At 74.4% G+C, this 13141-nt stretch carries 7 protein-coding genes; all 7 read left to right on the top strand.

Features of this window, described 5'->3' with window-relative positions:
* Positions 1-144: 144 nt before the first annotated feature.
* Positions 145-1851, top strand: coding sequence for a glycerol-3-phosphate dehydrogenase/oxidase (locus ACWCV3_RS03445; protein ID WP_451217728.1), 1707 nt, complete (start codon positions 145-147; stop codon positions 1849-1851).
* 716 nt (positions 1852-2567) lie between these two features.
* Positions 2568-4535 carry a serine/threonine-protein kinase gene (locus tag ACWCV3_RS03440; protein ID WP_451217725.1) on the top strand — a complete coding sequence of 656 codons (1968 nt, stop codon included), beginning with the start codon at positions 2568-2570 and terminating at the stop codon, positions 4533-4535.
* A gap of 161 nt (positions 4536-4696) precedes the next feature.
* Positions 4697-7141, top strand: a complete 2445-nt coding sequence (locus tag ACWCV3_RS03435; RefSeq protein ID WP_451217722.1) for a protein kinase — start codon at positions 4697-4699, stop codon at positions 7139-7141.
* Between the two features lie 168 nt (positions 7142-7309).
* Positions 7310-8860 (top strand): serine/threonine-protein kinase, encoded by a 1551-nt coding sequence (locus ACWCV3_RS03430; RefSeq protein WP_451217720.1) that lies wholly within the window; start codon positions 7310-7312, stop codon positions 8858-8860.
* A 74-nt stretch (positions 8861-8934) separates the two neighbouring features.
* Positions 8935-10503: a serine/threonine-protein kinase gene (locus ACWCV3_RS03425; protein ID WP_451217717.1), complete on the top strand. Its 1569-nt coding sequence runs from the start codon at positions 8935-8937 to the stop codon at positions 10501-10503.
* Between the two features lie 83 nt (positions 10504-10586).
* Positions 10587-12191 (top strand): serine/threonine-protein kinase, encoded by a 1605-nt coding sequence (locus tag ACWCV3_RS03420; protein ID WP_451217714.1) that lies wholly within the window; start codon positions 10587-10589, stop codon positions 12189-12191.
* A 66-nt stretch (positions 12192-12257) separates the two neighbouring features.
* Entirely contained in the window at positions 12258-13121 is an 864-nt protein-coding gene (locus tag ACWCV3_RS03415; RefSeq protein WP_451217711.1) for a protein kinase domain-containing protein, read from the top strand.
* Positions 13122-13141: the final 20 nt, after the last annotated feature.

The following is a 13141-nucleotide window of genomic DNA, read 5'->3' as shown; positions in this document are numbered from 1 at the left end:
CCACAGGTCGGGGCCCGTGGTGGCCGAACCCGGCCGGGCCCGCCAGACTTTCGAGCATGAGGTTCTGGGCATGAGGAGGGGACGAGGGGGCGGCGCCGCACCGGGCGCGGCCCGCCAGGTGGTTTGCGAGAGCGGGAGGCAGCGGTGAGGACAGCGACCCTGGATCCGGCGCGGCGCGCCGAGGCGCTGGCGGAGATGGCCGAGCGTGAACTGGACGTGCTGGTGGTCGGCGGCGGCATCGTGGGCGCGGGTACCGCGCTGGACGCGGCCACACGTGGCCTGTCCACCGGCCTTGTCGAGGCGCGGGACTGGGCGTCCGGCACCTCCAGCCGGTCCAGCAAGCTGATACACGGCGGTCTGCGCTATCTGGAGATGCTCGACTTCCCGCTGGTGCGCGAGGCACTGAAGGAACGCGGCCTGCTGCTGGAGCGTCTCGCACCGCACCTGGTCAAGCCGGTCCCGTTCCTCTACCCCCTCCAGCACCGCGGCTGGGAGCGCCTCTACGCGGGCACGGGAGTAGCGCTGTACGACGCGATGTCCCTGGCGAAGGGGCACGGCCGGGGCCTGCCCAGGCACCGCCACCTCAGCCGCAACCGGGCCCTGCGCGTCGCCCCCTGCCTGCGCAAGGACGCCCTCGTCGGCGCCCTTCAGTACTACGACGCCGAGGTGGACGACGCCCGCTTCGTCGCCACCCTGGTCCGCACCGCCGCGTCCTACGGCGCCAAGGTCGCCAACCGTGCCCGCGTCACCGGGTTCCTGCGCGAGGGCGAGCGGGTGGTCGGGGTCCGGGTGGAGGACGTGGAGGGCGGCGAGGAGTACCAGATCCGTGCCCGCCAGGTGGTCAACGCCACCGGGGTGTGGACCGACGACACCCAGGGGCTGGTGGGGGAGCGCGGCCAGTTCCACGTCAAGGCGTCCAAGGGCATCCACCTGGTCGTGCCCAAGGACCGCATCCACTCGAGCACCGGCCTGATCCTGCGTACCGAGAAGTCCGTCCTCTTCGTCATCCCCTGGGGCCGGCACTGGATCGTCGGTACCACCGACACCGAGTGGGACCTCGACAAGGCCCACCCGGCCGCGTCCAGCGCCGACATCGACTACCTGCTGGAGCACGTCAACTCGGTCCTCGCGGTACCGCTCACGCGTGACGACGTGGAGGGCGTCTACGCGGGCCTGCGGCCTCTGCTGGCCGGCGAGTCCGAGGCCACCAGCAAGCTGTCCCGCGAGCACACCGTGGCCCATCCGGTACCGGGTCTGGTGGTCGTCGCGGGCGGCAAGTACACGACGTACCGGGTGATGGCGCAGGACGCCGTCGACGCGGCGGTGCACGGCCTGGACCGCAGGGTGGCGAAGTCCGTCACCGAGGAGATCCCGCTGCTCGGCGCCGAGGGCTACCCGGCGATGTGGAACGCCCGCGACCGCATGGCCGAGCGCAGCGGGCTGCACGTGGCCCGGGTCGAGCACCTGCTGAACCGGTACGGCTCGATGGCCGACCAGCTCCTCGACCTGATAGCAGCCGACCCCGCCCTCGGCGAGCCCCTGCGGCACGCGGACGACTACCTGCGCGCCGAGATCGTCTACGCCGCCTCCCACGAGGGCGCCCGGCACCTGGACGACGTCCTCACCCGCCGCACCCGCATCTCCATCGAGACCTTCGACCGGGGCACCCGCAGCGCCCGCGAGGCCGCCGAGCTGATGGCACCGGTGCTCGGCTGGGACGAGGACCAGATCTCCCGCGAGGTCGAGCACTATGAGAAGCGGGTCGAGGCCGAGCGCGAGTCCCAGCGCCAGCCCGACGACCTCACGGCGGACGCGGCCCGGCTGGGCGCGCCGGACATCGTGCCGCTGTAGGGCGGCTTGGCGAGCCCGCGCGGGACACGCTCGATGCTGGAGCGGAAGGGGTGGCTCATGCGGCCGGAGGGCCTGAAGGGGGGCAGCGGTCCCCGGCCGCGGGTGGCCCGGTGATGCCGGCGATGCCGCTGGGGCGGGTGAGCGGTTTGTGCGGGGTGATGCGGGATTCGTTGCCGGCGTGCCGTGTCCCGGCGCGGACTCGGGGCAGGAGTCCGGGGAGGTGCTGTTCGGCGGTGCCGGACAGCGAGAGCCTTTGTTCCGCGGCGAGTTGGAGCACGGCGGTCGCCACGTAGGTCCTGGTGGCAGGCCCGGCGCGGAAGTGATCGGCACGGGCGGCACCCCGGCCCGCGTCCGCGTGGCGCCACGCGCGGCGCGTGCCAGGAAGGTCCATCGCGAGAGGGCGGCGGCGGGGGCACCATCCTCGCCGGACAGCGAGAAGGCACAGTGTCCGAGAAGCCGGCGGCGGGAGTCGCGCCGGGAGCCGTGGAGGTGAGCAGCGGAGCCGCGAGAACCGGTATGGACAGGACTGTCCGAAGGGTCGGCACCCCTGGCTCCTTCCGTGGCGGGAGACATCATCCCGGCAACTGGAACATCTGGTTCAGGAGCCCCGTCGGCGCGGCGGACGCGGTGCGGCCGGAGGGGCCCCCTGGGCGTCGGCCGGTTGCCGGGTGAGGGACAATGAAGGCTCTGTCAGGGCGGGTTGCATGAGGGGACGCATGTCGGAGGCGGAGCGGGCGGGGTCATCCCGTCAGGAGACTCGTCAGGGCACGAACGAGCGTCGTCTTCTCGCCGGGCGGTACCGGCTGGGGGACGTGCTGGGCCGGGGCGGCATGGGCACGGTCTGGCGTGCCGAGGACGAGACCCTGGGCCGGACGGTCGCGGTCAAGGAGCTGCGGTTCCCGTCGAACATCGACGAGGAGGAGAAGCGGCGCCTGATCACGCGCACGCTGCGCGAGGCCAAGGCGATCGCCCGTATCCGCAACAACAGCGCGGTGACGGTCTTCGACGTCGTCGACGAGGACGACCGGCCGTGGATCGTCATGGAGCTGGTCGAGGGCAAGTCCCTGGCCGAGGTCATCCGTGAGGACGGCGTGCTGACGCCCCGTCGGGCCGCCGAGGTCGGGCTCGCCGTGCTGGACGTGCTGCGGTCCGCGCACCGCGAGGGCATCCTGCACCGCGACGTGAAGCCGTCCAACGTGCTGATCGCCGAGGACGGCCGGGTCGTGCTCACCGACTTCGGCATCGCCCAGGTCGAGGGCGACCCGTCGATCACCTCCACCGGCATGCTCGTCGGCGCTCCCTCCTACATCTCCCCGGAGCGGGCCCGCGGGCACAAGCCCGGTCCCGCCGCCGACCTGTGGTCACTGGGCGGCCTGCTGTACGCGTCGGTCGAGGGCGTGCCGCCGTACGACAAGGGATCGGCCATCGCCACCCTGACCGCCGTGATGACCGAGAGCCCGGAGGAGCCCAAGAACGCGGGCCCGCTGGGCGACGTCATCAAGGGCCTGCTCACCAAGGAGCCCGAGCGGCGGCTCGACGACGCGGGCGCGCGGGCCCTGCTCAGCAAGGTCGTCCACGCCGGCGACGCCGAGCCGCTGGACGCCACGCGGGTCGTGCCGATCCCGGCGCAGCCCGACTCCCCCGAGACCCGGCGGGAGGAGTCCGGCGAGAAGGTGCGCGGTGCGCTGCGCTCGGTGCGAAAGGCCGCCGGTGCCGCGTCGGCCGCCGCTGCCGCGCGGTCGAGGAGCGAGTCCGGTGCGACGGCCGGCACCGGTGGGCGTGGCAGGTCCGACACGCCGAACCCCAGCACGAACAAGCCAAGTTCGAGCTGGCCCGTCATGCCCCGGCCCGACATGGACCTCCCGCCGAGGCCGGCGCCCAAGGCGTCGCTCACCGACGTGGTGCCCCGGCGCACGCTGATCGTCATCGCGGCGGTGATCGCGCTGGCCCTGGTGGTGGTCGGCACCGTCCTCGCCCTCACCCTCGGCGGTGACGACGGCAAGGGCACCGGCGCCCAGGGCGCGCCCAGCGCCGGCGCCTCCGGCAAGCAGGATCCGGGCAAGGGCGGGTCCGGCGCGGCGGAGACGGACGGCTCGGGCTCCGCGCCCGCCACCGACGGCTCCCGCTCCGGCGGCGCCAGTGACGCGAGCACCGCCGACGACTCCGGCGGCAAGGGCAAGGGCAAGGACGGCAGCGCCGGTCCGGACGACGACTCCTCCGGCTCGTCGGGGAAGAAGGGATCGGGCAGCGCGCCCGTCGTGACGACCCGCAAGAGCTCCCAGGGCTACTCGATCGGCCTGCCCAAGGGCTGGAAGTACGGGTCGTCCAGCGCCGCGGGCGACCGCTACACCGGCCCAGGCGGGCAGAAGCTGCTCGTCGCCTGGACCAGCACGCCCAAGAGCGACCCGGTGAAGGACTGGCAGAACCAGGAGCGCTACATGGTCCGCTCCCAGTACGACCGCATCCGGATAGAGAAGGTGGACTACCGGGGCTGGGCCACGGCCGACTGGGAGTTCACCTACGTGGACGGCGGCACCAAGTACCGTTCCATCGACCGGGGTTTCAAGGTCAACGACCACCTCGGGCACGCGCTCATGTACACCGCGAAGAGCTCCGACTGGGACGGCGCGCTGCGCCAGGACACCTGGAAGACGCTCACGACGTCCTTCGAGCCCAAGCCGTGACCTGACCGAGCCCGGGTTGGGAGCCCGGAAATCGGTCATCCCCTCGGTGCGGGTTGCCTCCGGCACGTATCGTGAATGGTTGAGAACCGTACGCAGCCGGGTGTGACGCGTGACGGGCGGTGAACGATCGCAGGCGACCGGAACGGCAGGGGGTGGCAGACGTGGACGACTACGCGGGGCGGGTGCTCGCCGACCGCTACCGACTGCCGCTGCCGCCCTCCGACGAGTACGAACTCACCGAGACGTACGCCTTCGACACCTACAGCGGCCAGGAGGTGCTGGTCCGTCAGGTGCCCTTGCCCGAGGTCGTCGAGGCCGAGGTGATCGACGCCGAGGGGCTGCCCGAGGGGTTCACGGCGCGTGAGCGCGGCAGGCGCGCCCCGGCGGGCCGCAGCGCCACCCGTACGCCCGGCGACCCCGCCGTCCGGCGCGCGGTGGAGGCCGCGCAGGCGGCGGCCCGGATACCGGACCATCCGCGCCTGGACCAGGTCTTCGACGTGTTCGCCGAGGCCGGTTCGCTGTGGATCGTCAGCGAGGCGGTGTCGGCGCGTCCGCTGTCCGCGCTCCTCGCCGAGCAGCCGATGTCCCCCTACCGGGCGGCCGAGATCGCGGCCGACGTGGTGATGGCGCTGCGCGTGCTGCACGCCCACGGCTGGACCCACCGCAACATCACCGCCCGCACGGTCCTGGTCTGCGACGACGGCCGGGTCATGCTGACCGGCCTCGCGGTCGGCGCGGCCGAGGAGGCGCTCTGCGGCTACGACCCGGTCCCGGCCCAGGACGGCCCGGAGGGCCACCCGTCGCCGGACCAGCGACAGCCCGGCGGGAGCGTCGTACCGCGTACGGCCGGGGCGGCTGCCGTCGCAGACCCGGACCCCGAGGCCGCACGGCGTGCCGCGATCCAGGCACGGGTGTCCGGCGGACTGCCCGCACCCGCCGCCGGCGGCGACGCCGGCACCCCCGCACCGGTCCTGCCGCGCCCCATGGAGAGCGGGGACGACATCCGGGCCGCCCGCGCCGGGGCCATCGCCGCGTACCGCGCGGGGGCGCGCGCCGCCGCCCGGGTACAGGAGTCGCAGCGGGGCGGCCGTACCGCCCTGCCGGGCGCGCGGACGCCCGCCGAGGGGGAGATCGCGGAGCAGGGCGGCAACCCGCCCGGTCACGTGGCCGATCCGTACGGGGTGGCCGGACGCCCCTGGCACGGCGCGGCGCCTCGCCGAGCCCAGCCGGAGGCGGCACCGCCGTACCCGTCGAACCCCGCCCGGCCGGTCCCGCCCGTTCCGCCCCGGCCCGCGCTGCCCGCGCAGAACGGCGGCGGTACCGGCGCTTCCGGGTGGGACGAGCCGGAGACCGCCGGGGCGCGCCGGGGGCCCGGCACCGCCATCGCGGCCGAGCGGTCGCGGCACATGCGGATGACGGTGGTCGGCCCGGTGACCGAGCGGTGGGCGCCCGAGCAGGCCGGGCCGGTGCACGAGAACTGGCAACTGGCCCCGCCCGTCGGCCCGGCGACCGACCTGTGGGCGCTCGGCGCGCTGCTCTTCCGTGCCGTCCAGGGCCACGCGCCCTACCCGGAGGAGTCCACCGCGGAGCTGGTGCAACTGGTGTGCGCGGAACCGCCCGCCTTCGCCGAGGAGTGCGGGCCGCTGCGCCCGGTCGTGGAGTCGCTGCTGCGTCAGGACCCCACCGAACGGATCGATTTCGAGGAGCTGAGCGGCTGGCTGCGCTCGCTGGTGCGCTCCGCGCCGGAACCCGACGCCGGTGCCCACGTGGTGCCGGTGCCGCCCGCAGACCCGGCCCGGCTCCCGATAGTGCGCCGGCGCGGTGAGCTGGCGCGGTGGCGGCGCCGCGGCAAGGCGCCGGTGCCGCATCCGCACGCCCGGCACAAGCGGGCCCGGCAGGAGGCGCAGGGCTCCCCGCGCAGCCTCGGCCGCACCCTGCTGCTGCTCGTCCTCCTGCTGCTCGCGGGAGCCGTGGCGTACGCGGTGATGTTCATGCCCAAGCAGGGCGAGGACGGTGACCGTGCCGGAGCGGCGGGGCAGGCGAGCCCCGCGCCCTCCCACGAGCGGCAGCCGTCCGAGGAGGCGAGCACCCCGGACGACGGACCCACCGCGTCCTCGCCCGCCACCGAGACCCAGACCGGCGGAGGGGCGGCGGCGGACGGGTTCACCCTGCGCACCGACCCGGCCGGCTTCGAGGTCGCCGTCGCCAAGGGCTGGTCCCACGCGCCGCGCAACGGCAGCGGCCAGGTGGTCTACTCGCGCGGGAACTTCGAGCTGGTCGTCGTCCCGGGCCGGGACGGCACCGCCACCTACGGCACCGACCCGATGGTGTACCAGCGGGACAAGGAAAGGGAGTTGCAGCCGTACCGCGACTCCAGCTGGGCCACCGCGTCCGGGCTGCGCACCATCGAGGTGGGCGGACGGACCATGGCCGAGGGGCAGTTCACCTGGACCGACGCCCAGGGGCGCGACCTGTTCGTGCGGAACATGGCGATGCTGCTGAACGGGCGGTACCACATCGTGCAGGTGCGCGGCCCGGAGGCGGAGCGGGACGAGGTCACCCGGCTGTACGACCAGGCGACGGCCACCTACCGCTACACAGGCTGAGGCGACGCTCCGACAGGGTCCGTTGCGGAAGCGGGCGTTCGGTTGCGCGGACCGTGCGGAAGCGACAACAGTCACAGTGCGGATTCCGTGGCACCCCGCCGGTTCCCTGGGCGCGGACCGGTCCCTAGTCTGACCCTGACAAGAGCATTGCGGGGCAACGTGAATCAGATGCAGGGCCAGCTCGTGGCGGGCCGCTACCGGCTCACCGATTCCATCGGCAGCGGTGGCATGGGACGGGTGTGGCGCGCCCATGACGAGGTGCTGCACCGGAAGGTCGCCGTCAAGGAGCTGACCGCGGCGCTGTACGTCTCCGAGAGCGACCAGCACGTGCTGCTGGCCCGTACCCGCGCCGAGGCCCGGGCCGCCGCGCGCATCAACCACTCCGCCGTCGTCACCGTGCACGACGTGCTGGAGCACGACGGCCGCCCGTGGATCGTGATGGAGCTGGTCGAGGGCGAGTCACTGGCCGACGCGGTCAAGGAGCGCGGGCGGATCGAGCCCCGCGAGGCCGCGCGGATCGGGCTGTGGGTGCTGCGGGCACTGCGCGCGGCGCACACGGCGGGGGTGCTGCACCGTGATGTGAAGCCCGGCAACGTCCTGCTGGGCCGGGACGGCCGGGTACTGCTCACCGACTTCGGCATCGCCCAGATAGAGGGCGACAGCACCATCACTCGTACGGGTGAGGTCGTCGGCTCGGTCGACTACCTCGCTCCGGAGCGCATACGCGGGCACGACCCGGGGCCCGCGTCCGACCTGTGGGCACTCGGGGCGACGCTGTACACCGCCGTCGAGGGCCGCTCGCCCTTCCGCCGCACCTCGGCACTGGGCACCATGCAGGCTGTCGTGGAGGAGGACGCCGAGGAGCCCCGCAACGCCGGGCCCCTCGCCCCGGTCATCGCCGCCCTGCTGCACAAGGACCCCGCCCGCCGCCCCGACCTGGCCACCGCCGAGCGCATGCTGGACGACGCGGCGGCGGGCCGCCGGACACAGACCGCACCGCTGTCCACCCCGCCCCCGCAGAGCGCGGCGCCCGCCCCCCGCGACACCGCCGTCACCCCGGTGAGCCCGTCCCGGCGCGGCCACCGTACCCGCACGCTCGCGCTGGCCGCCGCGGCCGTCCTGGTCTTCGGCGCCAGCCTGACCGTCGGGTACCTCCGGTGGGGAGGCGGCCACGACAGGACGGCCGAGGGGGGCGATCCCACCGGCAGCGCGTCCGCGCCGGCCACGAGCGGCTCCGCCGCCGTCCCCGACGACTGGCAGCGGTACGACGACCCGGTCGGCTTCAGTCTCTCCCTGCCCAAGGGCTGGAAGCGGTCCGTCTCCATCGACCAGGACGGCATCCGGCAGGTCGACTACTCGCCCGACAAGGGGAAGCACCTCGTCCGGGTGGCCGTCGACACCGACCCGGACTTCCGCACCTCCTACGAGCATCTGACCGATCTGGACCGGCGGGTCTCGGCTCGGCTGCTGCAGTACCGGCGGCTGGTCCTCAAGGAGGAGGTCTTCCGCGACGAGCCGGGCGCCCGCTGGGAGTACACCTGGAACGCCCTGGCCAAGGACGGCCCCCACTACTTCCCGGGTCCGTACCACGCCATCGACGTCGGCTACATGAACTCCGACGACACTGAGTACGCCCTCTACTCGTCCTCCCCGGCCGGCGACTGGCCCGCCACCGAGAAGCAGTTCGCCAGGATCCTGCGGAGCTTCCAGGAGGGCTGAATCGGCCGCCGCACACGTACCTTGGCCGGTCAGCGCCCCGGAAGGGGTGGGTCCGGTGCGGCATGATGGGCGGTATGGGGACCGAGGGGCACGACCTCCGTGTGGTCGCGGGCCGTTACCGCCTTGAGGCGCGCATCGGACGCGGCGGGATGGGCGTCGTCTGGCGGGCCGACGACCTGGTGCTGGGCCGTCAGGTGGCCGTCAAGGAACTCAGCCTGGACGACTCCCCGTCCGAGGAGGACGCGCGACGGCGCCGGGAGCACTCGTTCCGGGAGGCACGGGCGGTCGCGCAGTTGCGGCACCCGCACATCATCGTGGTGCACGACGTGGTCGAGCAGGACGAACGCCCCTACCTCGTGATGGAGCTGATCGACGGCTGCTCGCTCGCCGAGCGCGTCGCCGCGGGCGGTCCGGTGGACGCCGGCGAGGCCGCCCGGATCGGCGCCGACCTGCTGAGCGCGCTGGCCACCGCGCACGCGGCCGGGGTGCTGCACCGGGACATCAAGCCCGCCAACGTGCTGCTGGAGGCCGGCACCGACCGGGTCGTGCTCACCGACTTCGGCATCGCGCGGGTCTCGGGGGCCACGACGCTCACCGAGACCGGTTCCTTCGTCGGCTCGCCCGAGTACACGGCCCCGGAGCGGATGTCGGGGCTGCGCGGCGGTCCCGCGTCCGACCTGTGGTCGCTGGGCGCGCTGCTGTGCGCCGCGCTGAGCGGCGAGTCGCCCTTCCGGCGCGACTCGCTCGGCGGCATCCTCCACGCCGTCGTCACCGACGAGATCCGGCCGCCCGCCGAGGCCGGCCCGCTGCTCCCGGTCGTCCGGGGGCTGCTGGAACGCGACCCCGAGCTGCGGCTCGGCGCGGCCGACGCCGAGCGGATGCTGCGTACGTACCTGGAGACCGGCCGCGTGCCCCCCGCCTCCGGGGTCCCCGCGGCCGCGCGCACGCTCCGGCTGCTCGGCGCGGTACGCGGCACCAACTCCGACACGCCGCCGGCCCCGCCCGGGCCTCCGCGCGACCCCGCCCGGCCGGCGTCCCCGCGACGAGCGAGACTGGCCGCGGCCCTGCTGGTCGCCGCCGTGGCCGGAGCAGCGGTGTCGGCGGCGGTGCTGATGCTGCACGAGAACCGGGGCGGCACCGACGACGCACCCGGTGCCCCCTCCGCCTCCCGCACGCCGGGCCCCTCCGGCACCCGGGCGCCCTCCGGCTACCGCACCGTCCGGGATCCCGCGGGCTTCGCCCTGGCCGTGCCGGACGGTTTCACCCGTGAACGGCAGGGCGAGCGCGTCTTCTACCTGTCCGCCGGGGGCGCCTTCCGCCTCGGCATCAAGATCTCGCCGCCGGAACCGGGCGGCCCCGCCGCCGTCCTGCAACGCCTGGCGGCCGGGGGAGCGGACAGCAACCCCGGCTACCGCGACGGCCGCGTCACCGAGACCAGCCACGAGAAACACCCCGCCGCCCTCTGGGAGTTCACCTGGAACGGCTACACCCCTGCCGAGGGCGCCCGGCACACCTACGACCTCTGCTGGGAGGAGGGCGGCCGGATGTACGACGTGTGGGTCTCGGGCCCGGTCGGCAGGGTCCGCGAGGCCCGCGAGCACTTCGACGTGGCCGTGGACACCTTCACCGTCACGGCTCCCTGAACCGGCCCGGCTCGGTCACGGCTCTGTGACCGGTTCCGGTACCCCCCTGGCTGCGCCCGCGGGCCGCTTGGTAGGCATGGACCATGAGCAGCGACGGGGGAGTCGGCCGCGCGACCGACGACACGACGAGTTTCGTACTGCGCCCGCCGGACCGGGACCCGGGACCACGGGACCGGCCGGCCGTACCGGCGGGACCGCCTCAGCAGCCCGGCGAACCCGGTGCCGGGCGGCTGGTCGCCGGGCGGTACCGGCTGCTCGGCAAGCTCGGGCACGGTGGCATGGGCACGGTGTGGCGGGCCAGGGACGAGACGGTGGAGCGCGAGGTCGCCGTCAAGGAACCCCGCGTGCCCGACCACCTCTCCGAGCGCGAACGCGCCAACGTCTTCGAGCGGATGCGCCGCGAGGCCCGCGCCGCCGCCCGCCTCGACCACCCGTCCGTGGTGGACGTGCACGACGTCGCCGTGGTCGACGGCCGCCCGTGGATCGTCATGGAACTGGTGCACGGCCGCTCCCTCGGCAGTGTCCTCCAGGAGGGCACGCTGGACCCGCGCGAGGCGGCCCGGATCGGCCTCGACGTGCTCGGCGCGCTGGAGACCGCGCACGCGGCGGGCGTCCTGCACCGCGACGTGAAGCCGGACAACGTCCTGCTGGGCCGGCACGACCGGGTCGTCCTCACCGACTTCGGCATCGCCCAGATCGAGGGCGAGACCCAGCTCACCGACACCGGCGGCTTCGTCGGCTCGCCCGAGTACACCGCGCCGGAACGGGTGCTGGGAAGGCGGCCGGGCCCGGCGAGCGACCTGTGGTCCCTCGGCGTGGTCCTGTACACGGCGACCGAGGGCGTGTCGCCGTTCCGGCGCAGCAACACCCCGGCCACCCTCCAGTCCGTCCTGCACGCGACCCCCGCCCCGCCAGCCGCGCGGGGCCCGCTGGCCGAGGTCATCGACGGCCTGCTCCGCAAGGACCCGGCCGCCCGTCCGACGGCACCGCAGGTACGGGCACTCCTGGAGGCCGCCGTACGGCCCCCGGCCCCGCCGCCGCGCACCGAGTACGTGTCCGCGCCCCGGTGGCGGCCGGGCCGCAGGACGTGGCTCGCGGCCGGTGCGGTCGCGGTGGTGGCCGCGATCGCGGGCTGGCTGGTCCTCGCGGACCCGTTCGCGGGCCCGCTGCCCGACGGCTGGACCGACCGGAAGGCACCCGCGCTGGGCGCCACCCTCGCCGTCCCCGAGAGCTACCGGCTGAGGCTTCCCGAGAAGGACGACACCGACAGGAACTGGGTGTCGTACTCCGACTGGAGCGGTGCCGTCTCCGTGGTGCTGAGCCTGGACCGCAAGGGCGACGACTCGCTGAACGGCATCCAGAGCAACGCGGCCGCCCAGATGTACGCCGACGACGAGAAGTTCAAGAAGGACGGCGCGTACCAGCTCGACATGCCGGGCGGCGCGAAGACGAAGCCGGACGGCTCCGCCACGTACCAGGGGCGGAAGGCGGCGCGGAACACCGTCTCCTACACGACCGACGACACGCAGAACCCGGTCCCGCGCGAACTCCAGTTCTTCTACTACCGGACCGCGTCGGGCGACATGTACAAGCTCGTCGTCGGCTATCCGGGCAAGGGCGACCTCACCGCGCGGGGCCGGGAGGTGGCCCGGCAGGCCATCGCCGGAGTGCGCTTCGACAAGCCCTGAAAACAGCCGAGTTGACAGTGTGCGCCCGCGTCGACAAGCCCCCGGTGCGCGCGGTACTGATGGGGCATGAGTGACGACGGCGCACCCCCGCTCGACGTACCCCCGCCAGGCGGGCGCTACCGGCTCCTCGAACGGGTCGGGGCCGGCCCCACCGGAACCGTCTGGCGAGGACGCGACGAGCGGGACGGGGGCCCGGTCGCCGTCAAGGAGCCCCGGCTGCCCCGCGGTCCGGCGGGCGACGAGGCCGGACGGGCCGCGCACCGGCTCCGGCGCGAGGCCGGCGCCGCCGCCCGTGTGCGCCACCCGTCCGCCGTGCGGGTCCTGGACGTGGTGGACGAGGACGGGCTGCCCTGGATCGTCATGGAGTGGGTCGAGGGCGAGTCGCTGCGCGAGACCGTGGAGCGCGGTCCGCTGCCGCCCGCCGAGGCGGCCCGGATCGGGCTCGCCGTGCTGGGCGCGCTGCGCGCCGCGCACGCCGTCGGCATCGTGCACCGCGACATCAAGCCGGCCAACGTGCTGATCGAGTCCGGCACCGGGCGCGTGGTCGTCACCGACTTCGGGATCGGCGACGGGCACACCGAGGACGCCCCCGAGGGGTTCGTCGCACCGGAGCGGGCGTCCGGACGGGGTGCCGGGCCCGCCTCCGACCTGTGGTCGCTCGGCGCGCTGCTCGCCGCCGTGACGGCCGGGGACCCCGGCCCGCTCGCCCCGCTGCTGGACCGCCTGCGCGCCCCGGACCCCGCCGCCCGGCCGGACGCGGCGGAAGTGGCGGCTGAGCTGGGGAGACGCGCCGGAGTGCGGGAGGAGGAGCCGGAACAGGACCCCGGCCCGGAGCCCGTGCAGACCGTCCAGCACCCCGACCCGGTCGTTGTCCGGACCCCGCTCGCGGCCCTCGGGGTGCCGCCGTCGAAAAAACCCGGCGCCGAGTGACCGGACCGGCAACGGGCTGA

The sequence above is a fragment of the Streptomyces sp. NPDC001781 genome, assembly GCF_053596035.1.
Note: the sequence above shows the minus strand (reverse complement) of the source record. Positions and strands in the feature narration are given on the sequence as shown.